At 51.3% G+C, this 18,393-nt stretch carries 18 protein-coding genes and 1 CRISPR repeat array; of the genes, 10 read left to right on the top strand and 8 right to left on the bottom strand.

Features of this window, described 5'->3' with window-relative positions; translation table 11 throughout:
* Nucleotides 1-59 precede the first annotated feature (59 nt).
* Nucleotides 60-1,649 carry a methyl-accepting chemotaxis protein gene (locus AC6B99_RS04015; RefSeq protein ID WP_056042772.1) on the top strand — a complete coding sequence of 530 codons (1,590 nt, stop codon included), beginning with the start codon at nucleotides 60-62 and terminating at the stop codon, nucleotides 1,647-1,649.
* A gap of 220 nt (nucleotides 1,650-1,869) precedes the next feature.
* Nucleotides 1,870-2,779: a CRISPR direct-repeat array (repeat unit 33 nt; unit sequence GTCGCACTCCGTACGGAGTGCGTGGATTGAAAC).
* A 157-nt stretch (nucleotides 2,780-2,936) separates the two neighbouring features.
* Here the strand turns inward: AC6B99_RS04015 and AC6B99_RS04010 are convergent.
* Together AC6B99_RS04010 and AC6B99_RS04005 are read right to left on the bottom strand one after the other, a co-directional pair.
* Nucleotides 2,937-3,626 (bottom strand): AIM24 family protein, encoded by a 690-nt coding sequence (locus AC6B99_RS04010; RefSeq protein WP_056042767.1) that lies wholly within the window; start codon nucleotides 3,624-3,626, stop codon nucleotides 2,937-2,939.
* Between the two features lie 3 nt (nucleotides 3,627-3,629).
* The gene (locus tag AC6B99_RS04005; RefSeq protein ID WP_056042766.1) at nucleotides 3,630-4,103 is read right to left on the bottom strand and encodes a hypothetical protein; all 474 of its coding nucleotides are present in this window, start codon (nucleotides 4,101-4,103) and stop codon (nucleotides 3,630-3,632) included.
* 333 nt (nucleotides 4,104-4,436) lie between these two features.
* On the opposite strand from AC6B99_RS04005, the gene AC6B99_RS04000 reads away from it, so the two are divergent.
* Both AC6B99_RS04000 and AC6B99_RS03995 read left to right on the top strand, forming a co-directional pair.
* A complete protein-coding gene (locus AC6B99_RS04000) occupies nucleotides 4,437-5,129 on the top strand; it encodes a FadR/GntR family transcriptional regulator (protein ID WP_496662801.1) in 693 nt (230 codons plus the stop codon).
* Nucleotides 5,126-6,334, top strand: a complete 1,209-nt coding sequence (locus AC6B99_RS03995) for a CynX/NimT family MFS transporter (RefSeq protein WP_494859376.1) — start codon at nucleotides 5,126-5,128, stop codon at nucleotides 6,332-6,334. Before AC6B99_RS04000 ends, AC6B99_RS03995 begins: the two co-directional genes overlap by 4 nt.
* A gap of 457 nt (nucleotides 6,335-6,791) precedes the next feature.
* On the opposite strand, the gene AC6B99_RS03990 is transcribed toward AC6B99_RS03995, so the two are convergent.
* Nucleotides 6,792-8,180, bottom strand: coding sequence for a sensor histidine kinase (locus AC6B99_RS03990; protein ID WP_496662800.1), 1,389 nt, complete (start codon nucleotides 8,178-8,180; stop codon nucleotides 6,792-6,794).
* On the bottom strand, nucleotides 8,180-8,893 hold the full coding sequence (locus tag AC6B99_RS03985; RefSeq protein WP_496662799.1) for a response regulator transcription factor: 714 nt from the start codon (nucleotides 8,891-8,893) through the stop codon (nucleotides 8,180-8,182). The genes AC6B99_RS03990 and AC6B99_RS03985 overlap by 1 nt, the downstream gene beginning before the upstream one ends.
* A gap of 155 nt (nucleotides 8,894-9,048) precedes the next feature.
* Here AC6B99_RS03985 and AC6B99_RS03980 point away from each other — a divergent pair, with 155 nt between their 5' ends.
* The 5 genes from AC6B99_RS03980 (at nucleotide 9,049) to AC6B99_RS03960 (ending at nucleotide 12,887) form a co-directional block, all read left to right on the top strand.
* Entirely contained in the window at nucleotides 9,049-9,966 is a 918-nt protein-coding gene (locus AC6B99_RS03980; RefSeq protein ID WP_496662798.1) for an ABC transporter ATP-binding protein, read from the top strand.
* Nucleotides 9,963-10,721, top strand: coding sequence for an ABC transporter permease (locus tag AC6B99_RS03975; RefSeq protein WP_056042754.1), 759 nt, complete (start codon nucleotides 9,963-9,965; stop codon nucleotides 10,719-10,721). Before AC6B99_RS03980 ends, AC6B99_RS03975 begins: the two co-directional genes overlap by 4 nt.
* 9 nt (nucleotides 10,722-10,730) lie before the next feature.
* The gene (locus AC6B99_RS03970; protein WP_056043015.1) at nucleotides 10,731-11,465 is read left to right on the top strand and encodes an ABC transporter permease; all 735 of its coding nucleotides are present in this window, start codon (nucleotides 10,731-10,733) and stop codon (nucleotides 11,463-11,465) included.
* A 169-nt stretch (nucleotides 11,466-11,634) separates the two neighbouring features.
* The gene (locus AC6B99_RS03965) at nucleotides 11,635-12,396 is read left to right on the top strand and encodes an SDR family NAD(P)-dependent oxidoreductase (RefSeq protein WP_496662854.1); all 762 of its coding nucleotides are present in this window, start codon (nucleotides 11,635-11,637) and stop codon (nucleotides 12,394-12,396) included.
* 32 nt (nucleotides 12,397-12,428) lie between these two features.
* Nucleotides 12,429-12,887 carry an Atu1372/SO_1960 family protein gene (locus AC6B99_RS03960; protein WP_494883683.1) on the top strand — a complete coding sequence of 153 codons (459 nt, stop codon included), beginning with the start codon at nucleotides 12,429-12,431 and terminating at the stop codon, nucleotides 12,885-12,887.
* Between the two features lie 111 nt (nucleotides 12,888-12,998).
* On the opposite strand, the gene AC6B99_RS03955 is transcribed toward AC6B99_RS03960, so the two are convergent.
* Together AC6B99_RS03955 and AC6B99_RS03950 are read right to left on the bottom strand one after the other, a co-directional pair.
* Nucleotides 12,999-14,006 carry an aldose 1-epimerase gene (locus AC6B99_RS03955; RefSeq protein WP_496662797.1) on the bottom strand — a complete coding sequence of 336 codons (1,008 nt, stop codon included), beginning with the start codon at nucleotides 14,004-14,006 and terminating at the stop codon, nucleotides 12,999-13,001.
* Nucleotides 14,007-14,198: 192 nt separating this feature from the next.
* The gene (locus AC6B99_RS03950) at nucleotides 14,199-14,537 is read right to left on the bottom strand and encodes a LytTR family transcriptional regulator DNA-binding domain-containing protein (protein ID WP_327204957.1); all 339 of its coding nucleotides are present in this window, start codon (nucleotides 14,535-14,537) and stop codon (nucleotides 14,199-14,201) included.
* 187 nt (nucleotides 14,538-14,724) lie between these two features.
* Here AC6B99_RS03950 and AC6B99_RS03945 point away from each other — a divergent pair, with 187 nt between their 5' ends.
* A complete protein-coding gene (locus AC6B99_RS03945; RefSeq protein WP_496662796.1) occupies nucleotides 14,725-15,807 on the top strand; it encodes a lactonase family protein in 1,083 nt (360 codons plus the stop codon).
* 33 nt (nucleotides 15,808-15,840) lie between these two features.
* On the top strand, nucleotides 15,841-17,073 hold the full coding sequence (locus AC6B99_RS03940; RefSeq protein WP_494859397.1) for an MFS transporter: 1,233 nt from the start codon (nucleotides 15,841-15,843) through the stop codon (nucleotides 17,071-17,073).
* 95 nt (nucleotides 17,074-17,168) lie between these two features.
* On the opposite strand, the gene AC6B99_RS03935 is transcribed toward AC6B99_RS03940, so the two are convergent.
* Both AC6B99_RS03935 and AC6B99_RS03930 read right to left on the bottom strand, forming a co-directional pair.
* Complete coding sequence (locus AC6B99_RS03935) at nucleotides 17,169-17,990, bottom strand: permease prefix domain 1-containing protein (RefSeq protein ID WP_056042749.1); 822 nt, start codon at nucleotides 17,988-17,990, stop codon at nucleotides 17,169-17,171.
* Nucleotides 17,974-18,324 carry a PadR family transcriptional regulator gene (locus AC6B99_RS03930; RefSeq protein ID WP_056042747.1) on the bottom strand — a complete coding sequence of 117 codons (351 nt, stop codon included), beginning with the start codon at nucleotides 18,322-18,324 and terminating at the stop codon, nucleotides 17,974-17,976. Before AC6B99_RS03930 ends, AC6B99_RS03935 begins: the two co-directional genes overlap by 17 nt.
* Nucleotides 18,325-18,393: the final 69 nt, after the last annotated feature.

The raw sequence follows: 18,393 nt of genomic DNA, 5'->3' as shown, positions 1-18,393 counted from the left end.
AGATCTGCAAGAAAACAAACTAACAGCAAATATTAGATAGAATAGGGAGGGTATTTGATATGAATTGGTTCTACAACTTGAAAATCAGTGTCAAATTAATATCCGCATTTCTGATTGTTGCGATTATTTTAGGTGTCGTAGGTTTATTCGGTATTTATAATTTGAATAAAATGCATGCGTCGCAGGATGATATGTATTCCAATAATTTGATTCCTGTTAAAGAAGCTTATGAGGCGCAGGTCAACTATACCAGTATGCGGGTTCAAATCCGAAGCCTGTATATGCATGATACGGAGCAGAAAATGCAGGCAGAGCTTGCTACAATTAGGGAAACGACAACACATGTCGAGCAGGCTGTTGAAAAATATAAAGCAACGAATATGAGCGATGATGCTAAAAGGATCATTGATAGCTTTGATACGGATTGGAAAGCTTATTTGGTCATTTACAACCGGGGTATTGAACTCAATAATTCCGGCGATGATGCCGCGTTTAAAAATTTGATCAGTAACGAATTAAAAACGCAGGGTGATATTGTTTTCAAGATTCTTGAGGATAGCATCGAGCTTTCGATTCGTGAAGCGGACGCAGCGAACCAGAAGGGGGCGGAAGCATATAATAGCGCTTTGTTGATTACAATTGTCATTGTGGTGCTGGCATTCCTGCTGAGCATTATTTTCGGAATCGTGTTGTCCCGGATGATTTCGAAGCCGCTCAGCCGTATCGTTGTTCTGGCGAGAAATGTGGCCGACGGCGATCTGCGTGAAAAGGTAGACATCCATACGAAGGACGAGGTCGGCAATCTTGCAAGCTCCTTCAACCATATGATTGACCGTTTGAACGGAACGGTTAGCGGTATTATTGAATCATCGCACAGCGTAGCTGCGGCTGCAGAGCAAATTTCGGCTGCTACAGAGGAAATTGCCGGCGGGAGCACAGCTCAAGCATCGGCGGCACAGACGATTCATGAGCTGTTCAGCGAGCTGACGATGGCCATTCAATCGGTCGCTCAAAGTACAGAGCAAGCATCAGAGCTATCGGATTCCGCGATGAAAATTGCTAGAGAAGGCCGCACCATTATCGACAACTCGGTGAAAAGCATGAATGGCGTGCGCGAGCAAATGTCCCAGCTGGAGCAGGATTCCCATCAGGTTGGCGATATTATCGAGGTCATTGAGGATATCGCCGATCAAACGAACCTCCTTGCGCTGAATGCAGCCATTGAAGCAGCACGGGCAGGCGAACAAGGACGAGGCTTTGCTGTTGTAGCCGATGAGGTACGCAAGCTGGCGGAGCGAAGTGGCGAAGCGACGAAGAAAATTACGGTCATTATTCAAGGTATGCAGCAAAATACGAAGCGCAGCGTGAATGCAGTTGAGGAAAGCGCAACGCTGTCGGAGAAAACGGGAGAAGCATTCGAGCGTATTACGAAGATGGTCAACGATACAGGCCATCGCGTATCCGAAATTGCCGCAGCGAGCGAAGAGCAGGCGGCCCAAGCGACAAACGTGTTGACTACCGTTGAAAATGTTTCCGCTGCTGCCGAGGAGTCCGCAGCGAGCAGCGAAGAATCCGCAGCGACCGCGCAATCGCTGGCCCAACTGGCGGATGATCTCCAGCATACGGTGTCGAGCTTTAAGACGGCGTAGTTGCATAAAGTTTTTTAGCAGCTGAGATTACATGCCCAGGTGCGAATGTGAAGCTCACATAAAAACCCTAGGGGATTCGCACCTCAGAAATTGTAGAAGCATGTCGATTTTGAGCTATTTCAAGAAAAGTCAAGATTTGATCTAGATTTTTCTAGTATTATATTTATTGAAAAAAGAGGTGATTGATGCCATGATGGGATCAATCACTTGTATTTTCGCTGTCGCACTCCGTACGGAGTGCGTGGATTGAAACGCCGCTAAGGGTTTTACCCTCAGACATGCCGTTCATGTCGCACTCCGTACGGAGTGCGTGGATTGAAACACGTTCAGCGACCTGACTATAAAAGAAACATTCGGGTCGCACTCCGTACGGAGTGCGTGGATTGAAACTTCGATATACACGATGACTACTTCCCAGCCCTGGTCGCACTCCGTACGGAGTGCGTGGATTGAAACCGCCCCGCGCGCGCCTCCCGGCGCGCGGTGCCATCCGGTCGCACTCCGTACGGAGTGCGTGGATTGAAACAAATGCTGCTTGTTTAGCTGCAAATTCCGCCTGGAGTCGCACTCCGTACGGAGTGCGTGGATTGAAACCTTACTGATCTGGTGAAAGGGCTATCTACTGTCGTCGCACTCCGTACGGAGTGCGTGGATTGAAACAGACAATTTGTCGAATTGCTCTTCTGTCATATCGTCGCACTCCGTACGGAGTGCGTGGATTGAAACAGCCAGTGTCTGGCTCAGTATCGGCATATTACATCGTCGCACTCCGTACGGAGTGCGTGGATTGAAACAATGTCCCACGGTATTGAAAAAGGAAATTTGTGAGGTCGCACTCCGTACGGAGTGCGTGGATTGAAACAGGTTACTGCTGTCGACACAAGCACCAATGAGTCTGTCGCACTCCGTACGGAGTGCGTGGATTGAAACGGAAAAATAGCCATATGCGCCAGGACAAGTGGCGGTCGCACTCCGTACGGAGTGCGTGGATTGAAACTTAATAGCATTAATCCCCTTAAGCGACTGCATCCGTCGCACTCCGTACGGAGTACGTGGATTGAAACTGTGCAGCCCATGGGAGATAGGTTGATGCAACTGTCGCACTCCGTACGGAGTGCGCAGATTAAAGTTGCAAAAAGTAAGACTATTTTTACTCTCAATCTGCTTCTACATATATCGCACTAAAACTAACGTTCTTATCTTTCTTGGAAAAGAACGCCCCAAATACAAAAAACACCCGAAACCGCTAGTACAGCGATTTCGGGTGTTTTTTGCAATGCCCTTTTACTATTTAATATACACGCTGCCGAACGGCAGCACTTCACGCAGCAATCGCTTGAAAAATCCGTCGTTTTGCAGCGGATGCTCCAAATCTTTTCCATGCGAGCCCGTCTGAATAAGAACAGGGCCGCTGCCGGTTATTTTCCACTGGACGTTCATGTTCTGGCTCGCCAGCTGATTGCCGTAAACGGCAAGCTGGATGCTCGCATTGGCGGGATAAGCGACGAGCGAGCTCGTATTTACAAAAAGCGGGCGCTCCTTGTCCAACTGGAGCACCGCAATGTCGCCGCTTGTGATGACGCCAAGCTCGCCGGGGCCGGAGAAGCGCATCCGCACCAGCTCGCGGGTGATCCACACATTTTTCATTTTTTGAATGACGCTTTTGAGCTGCATGCCGTCTGTGAAATAGAGCACGTGGCGGTAGTCGAACAGCAAATCGCTTTCCGGTCCGATGGGGATCGTCTCCAGCGAGCAGCCCGGCGGCAAGCCGATAATAAATTCGGAGGGGCCGCTCAGCAGGGCGCGCACCCATTTCTTTTTGCGATAGACGCCTGCCAAATTCATAAAACGATCCTCGCGCTGCTGCGGTGCGCCTTGGTAAGCAATAATCGCTCCCGGATGGAGCACATGGAGCTTGTCCGCTTCCTGAAGCGTCACCTTCACATGTCCAATCGGCGCGGGGGAGGTTGCTTTCATCCGCTACACTCCTCTGCCGACATGCTTCTGTTTGCGCCAAACGAGATAGCGCCAAACGCGAAGGGAAAGAATATAGGCGAAAATAATAATCATAATGATGATTGCTGTATTGATGAGCTTTTGCGTAAAGCTGGCTTGCTTCTGCTTGATTTGCTCCATTTCTTGTATAAGCGCGTTGTTCTGTTCCATTAGCTGCTCGTTGGTTTTGCGGAACTGCTCGTTCTGCTGCATGAGCTCCTCTTGCCTGGCTGCGTATTGCTCTGCACTTTGCAGCGATTCGGTGAGCTGCTCCTTCTGTGCATCAAGCTGCTGCTTGGCATCCATATATTGCTGCTCCAGCGCGTCGATTTTTTCGGGGGCGGAGAAAATGCCCTTTATGTTGCTCCACATGCCTGCTTCGGCAACCTGATGCGGAAATAACAGAAATAGCAAGGACATGAATAATAGAGTAGAAACAAGGAATGGCGCTTTTGGCAACGTTGATCCCTCCTCAGATATTGCGATAGCTTTAGTGTAGCTTCTTTTTTGCCCATTTGCTAGATTGGCTGGACAAGTTTATCGAAAGAACGATTTTTTTCGACAGCATCCATGCGGGCAGCAAAGCAATCTAAAGAGTTATACGACATTAAATGAGGATTGGTAACGATAGAAAATAATAGAATTACAATTTTACTAGGATGTTTATGCAAACTTCAATATATCGAAGCTTGGTTTTTTAGGGAAGGAGTTGTCTCCACGATATAAGTATGTTAAAATACCAATTAACCAAACATCCTATGTTTGATAAATAGATGAAATGAGGACTGACGTATGCTTCAGAAAACAAATCGATTGACGCTGGTCGAGCAAGTCGCATTGCAAATGGAAAGACAGATCGAGTCCGGCAAGTGGGCTGTGGGGATGCGTATTCCGGCCGAGCCGGAGTTGATGGTCGAGTTGAATGTTAGCCGCAATACATTGAGGGAAGCCGTTCGGGCTTTGATCCACGCGGGACTCTTAAAGACGAAGCAAGGGGACGGAACGTACGTCAGCTCTTCGAGCGCGCTGGGAGTGGTGCTGCAAAAACGAATTATGCGCTCCGATACGCTGCAGACGTTGGAAGTCCGGCATGCACTCGAACGCGAGGGAGCCCATCTGGCTGCACAGCGCAGAACGGACGAAGAGGCGCGAGAGCTTCTTCTCCAACTGGAACGCTGGGAGGGGGCGGCAGCACGCGGTGACATGGATGCCATTGTTACGGAGGATATCCGTCTTCACCAAGGCATCATCGCGGCGTCTCATAATGAAATCTTGATTGAATTGTACAGCCATATCGCGGACGCGTCACAAGATTCGATTACAAGCTTGACTCGTTATGAAGCCGATGGGGATTTCTTGGAGATGCACCGGCAATTGGTTCAAGCGATTGTCGATCAAGACGCCGATCGTGCCGTGGCAACGGTTCACCGTTATATTGCGGAATCGAAAGCAGTTCTTGAGGTCAAAGGAGGCGAGCGGCTATGAGCGTAACAAGCGATACGAAGTCAATGATGGCGAAGAAGTCTTTGTCGCTGGGTTGGCCGATCATCCTCGGCATCGTCCTGATCGCACTGACCATGCGGTCGCCGCTAACGTCGGTAGGCCCATTGGTCGGCTCGATTCGCGAATCCCTCGGACTGTCGAATGCTGCGGCAGGTCTGCTCACTACACTGCCGTTGCTTGCTTTCGCGCTGCTTTCACCGTTCGCACCCTTTCTGGCACGCCGCTTGGGGGCGGAGCGGACCCTGCTTTATGCGCTGGTTTTACTCATGGCGGGTATCGCGATCCGTTCGTTGACCGCAACCGCTTCGTTGTTTGTAGGCACTGCTTTGATTGGGCTGGCGATTGCGGTGTGCAACGTGCTCATTCCAAGTCTCGTCAAACGGAATTTTGCTCAGCAAGTCGGCCTCATGACCGGCGTGTACTCCGTGTCAATGAATTTATGCGGGGCAATCGCATCCGGTGTCAGTGTTCCGGTCGCCCGCGATCTCGGTTTCGGCTGGAATGGCGCGCTCGGCATTTGGGGCATACTCGTTCTGTTGGCCGCGCTGTTCTGGTTGCCTCAAGCCCGGGCGAGTCGGGCGGCTGTTGGGGCAGCGACGAGCGGTGCATCGAAGCGCGGAAGTCTGTGGCGTTCGCCACTGGCATGGATGGTTACGATTTTTATGGGGATGCAGTCTCTCTTGTTCTATGTGCTGATCGCTTGGATGCCTGAAATCATGTCAAGCCGGGGCTTGAATGAAGACAGCGGCGGCTTGCTGCTGTCGCTGTTTCAGATGGCCGCGCTGCCCGTAGCGTTCATTGTGCCGATCGTGGCGGGACGCATGAAGAACCAACGTTTGCTGGTCATCATCATGACGGTTCTGTTGTTTGTTTCATTGGGAGGTCTTTATTTCGGAGGAAATGCGTTCATTTCGTTGTGGACCGTTTTACTCGGAATTGGCGGAGGATGTGCGTTCAGCTTGGCCATGATCTTTTTAAGCTTGCGCACGAAAGATGCCTTCGATTCCGCTGCTCTTTCCGGCATGTCGCAATCGGTTGGCTATTTGCTGGCGGCAACCGGACCGATCTTGTTCGGTCTGCTTCATGATATTACGGCAAGCTGGAAGCCCCCGCTGTTGCTGCTGCTTGTCGTTAGCGCTCTGCTGCTCCTGTCCGGCCTCGGCGCCTCCAGAAATCGCACGGTATAAGGCACATGAAAGAAAAAACAGACCCAAACAACTCCGTGAATGAATGAGTGGATGAATGGATGAAGAAAAATAGGCAGAGCAGCGTCAGCCATCTCCCAGGTCAGCCGGAATACCATTCGCAAAGGGTTGCGCAAACTGGAAGACTCTATACCCGGCTGACGGTCAAAGTCATTCACGAATTGCAGATTCGCGAGAACGGCTATACGAAGGAAGAACTGCCCTCGTGTGATTGTATGGTTCTACTAATTTTTTGAGTCTGCCTAAGCGGACAGGAAATCCGCTATTGCCCTCATTATCCCATCAAAATGGCGAAAATCAGCGTATTAGCGGCTCCTGAGTCCGTATAAGGTGCCATAACCCATGATTTTTCTAAAATAGCTGCTGCTGTGTCCGCCAAGTCGATCCAGGTGCAGGGAGCAGCTTTTTAGCCTCTAGAGTATTCCTAGCACACAACAGCTTATCGCGTTTCCAAGCAAGGCAGCTCAAGCTCGGCGGCGAGTCCGGCTCTAGGCCCGTTAGTTAACGTCAGGCGCCCGTGGTGGGCTTTGGCTATTCGGAAAGCCATCGGCAGCCCGAGACCATGTCCGGAAGGTCTGGCATATTTTCGATTTGCGGAAAAAGGCAGCTCCAGCACATCGGCCAGCTCTTCCGGCGGGATGCCTCGTCCATTGTCTAATACGATGAAGCGGCACGTATGCTTGTCGGCCGCAAGCTCTGCTCGCAGCCTGATGTCGCATCCCTGTGGATTATGGCGGATCGCATTGTGGACGAGATTGGTCATGGCGCGCAGCAGCAGACGCTCATCCCCGTATATTTGGGCGGTTTCGTTTATGTCGTCCATTTCGAGCGTATAGCTGGGCTCAAGCCCCGCATTAATCATATCGGATGCCACCTGGCGAGTCAGTGCGGCCAGCCGCAAAGCCTTCGGAGTGAGCGGCTGCATTTCATATTCCAACATGGAAACGAGATTCAAGTCGCTTACTAAGGTGCGCAGCTTCTCTGCTTGATAACGAATAATACCCGCATGCTTTCGCTGCAACGGTGGAATTTCTTGATGCTCCTCCAGCTCGCTGGCATAGCCGAGCACCATGGAAAGCGGGGTGCGAATGTCATGGGAAATGCCAGCGATCCAGTTGGATCGCGCTTCATCCCTGCTTTTGAGCGAAGCATTTTTCTGATGCAGCAGCGATGAGGCATGGTTGACAGACTGGGCAAGGTCAGCGAGCATTCCCTTGGGCTCAAGCTGCACCTCCTGATCCGCGGCAAGCGCCTGTATGCCCTGCGTCAGCGGGCGGATGGAAAGCAGGAGCCGGGAACCGATCAGCAGGGCGACAATCAGCACCAGCACAAGGTTCCCTATGAGTAGGAGCAGGGCGCGCAGCGGCAAATTTTTGACCCAGTCGGTCGGCAGTATATGCTGGTATTTGACAAGGCTGTCCTTCGGATAGCCAATCACAATAAGTCCGTCTGCATGCTCCCACACAAATACGGGATAATCCATCAAGTAGCTCATGGAAAGCTTGGCGACGTCCGTCAAGCTATAGTGGGCAGGGAGCTCTTCGGGCAAGCTGTGCCCCCACGTGACCTGCCCCGCCGAGCTAATTAACATCGCCCACACCTGCTGGTCATCCAGCCGTGCCGCCGTTTCAGCCTCAAGAACATACCCATTATTCGCAGCCTTCAGCCCTTCAGCCGTATGCCGCACAACCGCGGCTGGCGAACTCCCCTCGACCGTCCCTGTACTAACCCAGATGAGCAGCAGCAAAAAGTTAAGCACGAGCAAAGAGAGCGAGATGAGCATCGTCGCCCCAATAAAACGCTTTAAAATACGAACGGTGCCTCCCATTACTCCTCCCCCTTGACTAGCAGCTTATACCCCAAGCCGCGAACGGTCAGCAGATGCTCAGGATTGGAGGGCAGCTCTTCTATTTTTTCACGAATGCGGCGAATATGAACCATTAAGGTATTTTCATACCCATAATAATCATCGCTCCACGCTGCTTGGCAAAGGGCATCATTGGTCACAATGCGGTTCCGGTTTTCGTAAAACTTGGTTAGCAGGACAAGCTCCTTGGCGGTTAAAGAAACGTCATCGCTGGACGTCCGCACAACGCCGCTTTCCAAATCAATGACACGGGGCCCCAGTTGAAAAATAGGGCGCTGCTCCTGGCGGAACGGTGCATATACTCGCCGTAAAATCGCGCTCAAACGCAGCAGCAGCTCGCGCGGCAAAAAAGGCTTCACCATATAATCGTCGGCGCCCAGCCCAAGGCCGAGCAAACGATCCTCATCCTCTCCTCTGGCAGAGAGAAACAGCACAGGAACGCTTGAGAAGTGCCGCAGCGACTTGAGCAGAGAGAACCCGTCCCCGTCAGGCAGCATAATATCCAAAAGGACGAGGTCCGGCTTGGCCGACCTAATGGTACGCAGTGCCTCCGCGCAGGTAGCTGCCTGGAAAATGCGGGTAAAGCCTTCTTTACGTAAAAAACCTTCGACCATTTCCCTCAAATCGCTCTCATCATCGACGATGAGCAGCTTTTTATGTTTTAAGTCTTCCATATTGTTCATCACCCATTTTTAGTATACCTTGCTTTTGCTGGTTTTGGAGCGTGACGGGCCGCCATTGGCCCGATTTAAGGCTGGCGTAAGGTTAGCTTCAGTTTACAGCAAGGCGGCATCGTTATGCTTGATTGACAAAATCAAGATTGGAGTGAATGACGATGCAAGCGATTGTATCTACCCGCGGCCTGTCCAAACGATACGGCAGCAGCTATTCCGTCGAAAAGCTCGATTTATCGGTGGAAGAGGGAGAGATTTATGGCTTTCTTGGGCCGAACGGAGCCGGGAAATCGACGACATTAAAAATGATTCTTGGGCTCGCCCAGCCGACGGAGGGCAGCGTGACCGTATTCGGCAAGGAGCTGGCCAAGCACCGCCGTCTTATTTTAAGCCAAACGGGCTCTCTAATTGAATCCCCTTCCTACTACGGACATCTGACGGGCCTAGAAAACATGCGCGTCGTGCAGCGGCTGCGGAATATGCCTGGCAGTCATGTGCGGGAGGCGCTAAAAATTGTCCGGCTGGAGCAGCAGCAGCATAAAAAAGTATCGCAGTATTCGCTGGGCATGAAGCAGCGTTTAGGCATTGCGATGGCGTTGCTGGCTTCGCCTAAGCTGCTGGTGCTGGATGAGCCGACGAATGGGCTTGATCCGGCAGGTATCGGTGAAATCCGCGAGCTGATTAAATCTTTGCCGCAGCGCTTGGGAATGACGGTGTTAATATCCAGCCATCTATTGTCGGAAATCGAACAGATCGCCACCTCGGTAGGCATTATCCATCAAGGTAAAATGCTGTTCCAAGGCAAGCTGGATGAGCTGCGAAATGAAAGCCTGCCGACGATTGCCTTTAAGACGAGCCAAAATCCAATGGCGCATTCGCTGCTCGCTGCCCAAGGGTTTGCGCCGATTTTACAGGATGGCTTCCTGCGGCTGCGTCATCTGACAGATGCCCAGATAGCGCGAATTAATAGGGAGCTGCTTGCAGCAGATATTGACGTGCTGCGCATTGAAGAGCATAAAAAAAGCTTGGAGAGCCTGTTTCTCGAATTGACGGGGAAGGAGCGCAGCCTATGATTCGCTCGATTTGGCTGGAAGGCTACAAGCTGCGCCGAAGATACGTCGGGTTGACGGTACTGCTGATGATTGGGGTGGAAATGGGGTGGGCGTTTATGGCAACAAGCATGTCCATCGCCCGCAATCCTGATCAGGCTAGCTGGGAGCCGCTTATTGCGATGACGGCATCCTTGAACGGTCTGTTTGCCCCTATTCTCGCAGCGATCTGCGTATCGCGTATTTGTGATATAGAGCATAAAGGCAATACGTGGAAGCTGCTGCTTTCCATGTCTGTCAAGCGGGAGAGGTTATATGCTGCCAAATATGGCTGTGTGGCGCTTATTTTGCTGCTTGCCTGTTTTGTGCAAGTATTGGCGCTAATCGGCTTCGGCAAAATAAATGCTTTTGAAGAAGTGGTGCCTATTATACTGCTCGGACGCTTGCTTGCTGGAACGATGGCTGCCCACTTGGCTGTCATTGCCCTGCAGCAGTGGTTATCCATGGCGCTTAAAAATCAGGCCTTCGCGCTATGTCTCGGTATGCTTGGCGGGTTCATTGGCATGGCTGCTGATCTGTTTCCGAGTGCGATAAGGCCATTGTTCATTTGGTCGTATTATTCGGGACTTAGTCCGGTTGCCCAGAGCTATACGGATAATCAGCTTGAATTTATAGCACGTGATTTAGGGGCGGGGCTTCCGTTGCTGGGGCTGCTGCTATTCATGGGGTTGTTGATCTATGGAGCAGGCCGATGGCATATATCCAGGCAGGAGGTGTAGAGAATGTTTATGCTAAAAAGGGTAGTTCCCGCTGAATGGCTGAAGCTGCGCCATTCGCATCTATGGATCGTATTGATAGCGCTGCCGATCGTCAGTATTCTGATGGGCTGCGGTAATTTTTATATGAATCAGGGTGTCCTGCAAAATGGCTGGTATAGCTTATGGTCGCAAGTCGGGCTGTTTTATGGCGAGTTTTTCTTTCCGGTGCTGATCGCTATTTGTTGTGCCTATCTGTGCAGACTGGAGCATTCAGGTAAAAACTGGAACATGATGATGACAGCGCCGATTCCGGTTGCCAGCATTTTTTGGGCCAAGCTTTTTACAGCAAGCATGCTGACGGCTTTTGTACAAGTAGTGTTTGTCCTGCTGTATATAATAGGGGGCACGATGGTTGGATTAAGCCTCTCCGAATTGCCGGGAGAATTATTCGGCTGGCTGGTGCGGGGCTGGCTGGCTGCTGTTACGATCAGCAGCTTCCAATTGCTGCTGTCCATGCAGATACGCAGCTTTGCCGTCCCCGTAGGAATCGGGCTAGGGGCAACTTTTCTGGGACTGGGCATGTATGTAGCGAAGGCCGGGCTGTTTTTTCCGCATTCGCTGCTGACGATTGGAATGGGCGTGCTTAGCCCGGAGAGTTTGCCGCCTCTGCAGCAGCTAACGGTTGTGATTGTGAATTTGCTTTATACAGCTGCATTCAGCGCCGGTGCCATTTACCGAATGCGAACGGCTGACGTTTCGGCATAAAGCCCATTGCCAGCGGACCTATGAACAGCATTAGGCATCATTCGTCAAAATAAGCACAATATTGAAATTTTAAATATACGCATGGTACAAGGATATGGTAGCCTAGGAGGGAAGCGTTACCAATGATGAACGACGAATGATGAATGAACAAAGGAGCTGAACGTTTATGCTGCAACTCGACTTGACTGGAAAGACCGCGCTCGTAACCGGAGCAACTGGAGATTTGGGACGCGTAATGGTTAGAACGCTCGCAGATTGCGGGGCGGATATCGTCATTCATTATCGGAGCAATGAGGACAAGGCGCTGGAGCTGAAGCAGGAGGTTGAGGCCTTGGGCAGACGTGCGATTACGGTTCAGGCAGATATTACGAAGCAAGGCGATGTGGAAAAACTTCAAGCGGAAGCAGCGGCAAGCCTTGGACATGTGGACATTGTCGTGGCAAATGCCGTCATTCAGTACCAATGGGAAAGCGTGCTGAAGCAGCCGGTGGAGGACTATGAAAGCCAGTTCGAATCCTGCGTCATGCAAAGCGTCTATTTGGCCAAAGCATTCGTTCCGGCAATGGTGGAGCGCGGCGGCGGCCGTTTTATCGGCATTAATACGGAATGCGCCATGCAAAATGCGCCCGGCCAATCGGCCTACGTAGCAGGCAAAAGAGGCATGGACGGCGTATACCGCGTGCTTGCCAAAGAGGTTGGCGAGAGCGGCATTACGGTCAATCAAGTGGCACCGGGCTGGACGATCAGCGATCGGGACCGTGCGACAGGCAGCGAGCGCAATGAAGGCTATGAGAAAAATGTGCCGCTGAAGCGGCGGGGAAGCGATCAGGAAATTGCCAACACAGTCGCATTTCTGGCCTCCGAGCTGTCCAGCTTCATTACGGGGGCGTATGTGCCGGTCAATGGCGGAAATGTTATGCCAGCCATTTAATTAAGCTACATAAATCGATAGGGGGAGTTCTCTTGTCCGAGTCTACGATTAGCAAACGACTTGTTGAGCTTGATATTGTGCTGCCAGCGGCGAGCGAGCCGGCGGCTAAATACGCAAACTTTGTAAATGTGAATGGACTGCTGTTTGTTTCCGGCAAGGGGCCTTCTGGAAACCCGAAAGGCAAGCTGGGCAAAGACTTCTCTACGGAGGAAGGCTATGAATTTGCCCGGCAGGCGGGGCTGGAGGTGCTCGCTGTGCTGCAGCAAGCAGTGGGCTCTCTCGATAAAGTAAAACGGGTCGTGAAAATTCAAGGCTTCGTCAATGCGACAGCTGAATTTGAAGAGCATCACAAGGTGCTGAATGGCTGCTCGGACTTAATGATGGATGTGTTCGGGGAAAAAGGAAGCCATGCCCGCTCCGTCCTCGGAGCCGTTTCAGTAAGAAATAATCTCCCGATTATTGTGGATTCGATTTTTGAAGTAGAGGAGTAGGGTGCGCGCTAAAGCCCCTGTACTGAAGCTCCCGCTGTTCCTTTCATGAAAAAAGCCGGAGCACCCGCTCGTACGCGGGGCTTCGGCTTTTTCCTATATTATTGCTGCCTATTACTTGGCAGCTGGCTTCACATACAGGCGGCTCGTCTCTTCCCAGATGCCGTTTGGCTCCAGGCTGACCAGGCCGATTTCGTCTGCTGGCAAATCGACATTCGGTGCATTGACGAGGTTAAGCTGCGGCTCAGGGCAGAAGAACTGACCGGAGGCGTTGCTGTTCCACACCATCCACTGTTTATAGGCTGTTCCTGCATCATAGACCAAAGTCACTTGCTCGCGGGCATCTGTGAGCTCCATCTGATTGCGGCCATTGCGCGTCTCCACCGTATAGTGATTGTCCAGTGGCTCAAAGTAAGGGGAAGAGCCCGTCGTCTTCAGCTTCTCCTCGTCGCTGCTAAGCGGCAAAAACTGTCCGGTTGGCAGCATGCGCTCGTTCAGCTCCCAGCGTTTTCCGGCTGTCAGCGTGAAGCTGTAGTCTTCGGAAGAGCTTTGTGGGGCAAAAGGCGCGTTGATCGCTGTATGGAAGCCGATTAGGCAAGGCATAGCGTCGTTCCCGCGGTTATGTACGGAAATATGCTGAAATAGTCCTTGATCACTCAATGAATAACGCAGCGTAATCGCAAAACGATGCGGCAAATACGTATAAATCGGATGCTGCTCATCCACTGCGATTTGAAGCAGCACGAAGCTTTCGGTTTTCAGTGTGCCGTAGTCCAGCACTTCCCATGCAGCCGTATGTACGAAGCCATGCAAATGGTTTCCTGTTCTTGCCTCATTGATTGGGAACGTATACGTCTTGCCGTTCATTGTGAACGTGCCATCTTGATAACGGTTCGGAGGGAACAGCACGGGAATGCCGTGAGTGCCGGGACTTGCTTTAAATGCGGCCATTTCACTCTCAGCTGGCTCATGCAAAAAATGATAGCCCTTCTCTACATCGCGGAACGCAATCAGGTTAGCCCCTACTGCGGGCAAAACCGCAGCCTCATAGGCGCCCCATTTTAGCCAAACGGCTGGTTCTCCATGAAATGCTTGCTCAAGCGCTTGTCCTTGCTTGCTCATAATAGCCTCCTTAAATTTGGCGAATATTTGGCGATTCATGCTCCAGATTAGAATAACAGGATCAATGTAAACACACAACCGCCGTATTCCGTTAGACACGGTATACGGCGGTTGTGTGTGAATGAACGGCGACTGCGTGCGCATATGGACGTCGTTTATTAGTGTGCTGTGCGGTATGTGCCTGTTAACCGATTACTGCGCTTGCCCTAAGAGCTGCTTGATGACGGTTTGCTTGCGTCTAGGGATAGGGACGTTCTTGGAGTCGGATGCATCGGTTCCGAAATAAGCAATGCCGTCCGTGATCGCCTTCACCTTGCGAATGTTAATGTAGCAATTGGAGCTCACTTGATAAAAGTGGCTGTCATCAATGAGCTTGCGAATCTGGTCCCCGGTCATTCTTTTCTTTATATTGTAGTTTCTGCCGTGGAAGCTGACGAGCTCGGGCATGCCGACCTTGAAAAAAAGGACGTCCGACTCAATTTCAAAATCCTCGTAAATGTTGCGTTCACCGTTCAATCCAGTATTCATCATTCCATAAGCCCCCTTCAAGAAATGAGAATGAAAACGGAAAATTGTTAGCGCTTACATTATATCATGGGCAGAAGACATTGGAAAGCGTTTTTTCGAAAACGGTTGTCTGCTTATTTTCATTGTGCTATGGTCACTATAAATATAAAAATTACGCTTACATAATGAGAGTACGAGAGGATGAATACGATTGAAAGCAAATAAGCTCGCAGGAATCGTCTATATCGGCTGCTATGGCAGTGCTTCGGAGCCGTGTATTTACGTAGCGAAACAGGATAGCGAATCCGGCTTGCTGAATGTGATTCAGCAGGTAACAGGCATTGAAAATGCGTCATTTTTGAGCGTGAATGAAGCACGGGACCGGTTGTATGCGGTCAGTGAAACGGCGGAGGCGAACGGCGTGCCGGGCGGAGAGGTTGCTGCTTATGCGATTGACCCGGAAACCGGCAAGCTGAGCGAGTTGAACCGCCAGTCTACGCATGGCGAGCATCCTTGTTATGTCAGCTCGGATGGCCAGTCGGTATTCGTAGCTAATTATACAGGGGGAAATGCAGCGGTGCTGCCGCTTGCAGAGGATGGTTCTTTGCAGCCGGCGGCAGCAGTTGTCGGCAGCAAGGGAGAGCTTGGGCCAAATGCGGGCCGTCAGGATGCGCCGCATGCCCATGCGATTTTGCCGCTCGGCGGGCCATCGCCTTATGTTTACATAACGGATCTCGGCACGGATTCCATCCTTATTTACCGCCACAATCCACAGGCAGCAGAGCCGCTTCAGCTTGCGTCCTCCTACCAGCTGCATGCGGGAGCAGGGCCGCGGCATTTGGCGCTGCATGAGCAGCTGCCAATCGTCTATGTGATGAATGAGCTGGATTCGACGGTGTCGGTGCTGCGAAAGAATGGAGAGGATGCAGGCTCTTTGGAGCTGGTGCAGACTATTAGCGCGCTGCCTGAAGGGTTTAATGCTTACAACGATGCGGCGCATATTGCGCTGGCACCGTCGGGCAAGTTTTTGTACAGCTCCAATCGCGGCCATGACAGCATTGCGGTATTTGCAGTGAATGCGGCTGATGGGACGCTAACGCTGGTGCAGCATATTTCCTGCGGCGGGGAAGGCCCGCGCAATTTTGCACTTGCCCCTGATGGCAGCAGGCTGCTCGTGGCGAACCAGAAGACCAATCACCTTTTGAGCTATCAGGTTGATGCAGGCAGCGGTATGCTGACGCCTGAGGGCGAGCTTTTACAAGTTTCGAGCCCTGTGTTCGTCTGGATCGGATAATTACAGCACAATCAGTGAGAGAAGGCGGGCGGCATGTCCAATGTAGATACATTAAGCAAACCGATTAAAACGATGGATACGAAAAATAAAGCGTTATTTGGCATATTATTCGCCATTAGCGGCGTCCACCTGCTGAATGATTCAATGCAGTCGGTCGTCGCAGCCCTATTCCCGATTTTTGAACAATCGCTCGGTCTAACGTTCGGACAAATCGGCTGGATTACGTTTACGCTGTATATGACCTCTTCCGTGCTGCAGCCGGTTATTGGCATTTTATCGGATAAAAAGCCTGCACCGTGGATGCTTATCGCCGGCATGTGCTGCAGTATGGCAGGGATGGCGGGACTCGCCTATGCGCCAAATTTCTGGACGCTATTGCTCGCTGTCGTGTTCGTTGGCTTTGGTTCAGCGGTATTCCACCCCGAGGGCTCGAGGGTTGTTTATTTTGCTGCGGGCGGCAGACGAGGTCTGGCGCAGTCGATCTATCAGGTCGGCGGTAATTTTGGACAAGCGCTAGCGCCGCTCATGACGATTTTTATATTCGTCCCGCTTGGGCAGCGAGGCGCCGTATGGGGGACGCTGCTGGCGCTGGCAGGCATTATCCTGCTGCTGCGCATCGTGCCTTGGTACGCGGCGGAGCTCGCAGCGAAAGGACTCGCCGATCGCAAGGCGAAACAGAGCGGCGCAGCAGCAAATGCGGATACACTCAGCACGAAAGCAGTAGCCATTGCGCTAGTGCTGCTGCTCGTGATGGTGTTTGCCCGCTCTTGGTATGCAGCTGGGCTCACAAGCTTTTACCAATTTTATTTGCAGCGGGATTATGGATTGTCGATTGGCGCCGCGCAGGTGCCGCTCTTTCTGTTTATGGCGGCGGGCGTCGCTGGAACGTTCCTCGGCGGCATGCTGTCCGACCGCTTCGGGCGCAAGCGGATGCTGCTGTTCTCAATTGCTGGGGCAGCACCGCTGACCGTCATTTTGCCGCATTTGCCGATTTTTTGGGTGTATCCGGTTATTACGCTGCTTGGCCTCATTCTCCAATCGAGCTTCTCGGTCAGCGTCGTTTATGCGCAGGAGCTAATGCCAGGCAAAGTCGGCATGGCATCCGGGCTGATTACCGGGCTCGCCTTCGGCATGGGCGGCTTGGGAGCAATCGTGCTTGGCACAGCAGCCGACCATTACAGCATTGCGCAGGTGATGTACGCCTCCAGCGTGCTGCCGCTGCTCGGCCTGTTCGGCATTTTGCTGCCGAAGGATCGGCGGAACTAAGTTGCGAATGAAAAAGTCTCCAAAACCGTGGATTAGAGCGGCTTTGGAGACTTTTTTTTGAATAATACAAAAGGGTGGGTTGTAAGACTGCTGATTTAACTCGCAGCGTTCAAGCGCGCTTTTCGCCTAATGAGGTGGTAAGCGATATAGCCGACTGCGTTAAATAAAGTAAAGACGATTATCCAACCGGTATTAAGCCTTCTATGATGGTAGGCGTTGATAATGGCCCAAATGGTGAAAAGCACAATATAGGCTGTAAGTCCGCCAACAAGGACGGCATCGAACACTCCAGCGAAATGGCGGGATTTAATATGAATGAACCATTCCTGATCAAGTGAGTAGTAGTAATCCATCCATTCAAAAATAGGGACGGACGTATCATATTGATAGTCAGGAATAGCGCCTTCGGGATTAAAATCGGAGGATTCCCCGTTGCTTCGCTCGACCTTATCAAGCTTGTACACTTTAATGCTGGCAATTTGTCCAGCGGATTGCGCCAGCTGCTTAATGTGCTCCTGCTGATCAGCGGTAATACTGGACTGAGTCCCTAGCAGGTCAGAAATACGATCGGCAATAGCGCGGTTCTCGTTGTTATTTCCGAGTTCATCTACCCAGATGATGAAAACGGTGAGAAGGCTGGCGATTAGGAAAAAAATCGCCGTGTACAGCACTCTTTTTGCGAAAATCCGCTGTGCCTGAAACAGCTGTCCAATGACCAATTGCAGCTCGGCTTCTCCTCCAAATCGCTCAATAGCCAGATGAACGGCCTCCTGCTCGGATTTGCCCTCCTGCTTTAACTCATGTACGGCCTCCATTAGATGGCTGCGCATTTCATCCTTCAGTTCTTTTATTTCCTTCTTATTCCCGGCCGCATGCTGATACAACCTGTTCACATACACTTCAATTTCCTTCAACATGGTCTCCCCCTTGCAAAAATGATTCCATCATATGCTTCAGAAACTCCCATTCGGAGCGTTTAACCAAATAGCCCTCTACGCCTTCCGCGGTAAGCTTGTAATATTTGCGTCTGCCGCCGGGCCCTTGCTCATTGCCCCAATAGGATGTAATCCACTTATTTTTCTCCAGCCGCTTGAGCGATAAATACAAGGTGCCTTCCTTTAGATCAAATTGATTGGCGCTTTGGTCGCGCACATTTTTAGCTAATTCATAACCGTAGCGATCCCGGCTGTGCAGCAAGGACAATATGATCGTATCGATATGCCCCTTCAAAACTTCCTTGTTAATTTCCAAAACGTTCATCCCCCCTGAAATGAATATAAATTATAATACTATATAATGCAAGGTATTATAAAAATGAAA

This window comes from Paenibacillus liaoningensis (assembly GCF_059609455.1).
Note: the sequence above shows the minus strand (reverse complement) of the source record. Positions and strands in the feature narration are given on the sequence as shown.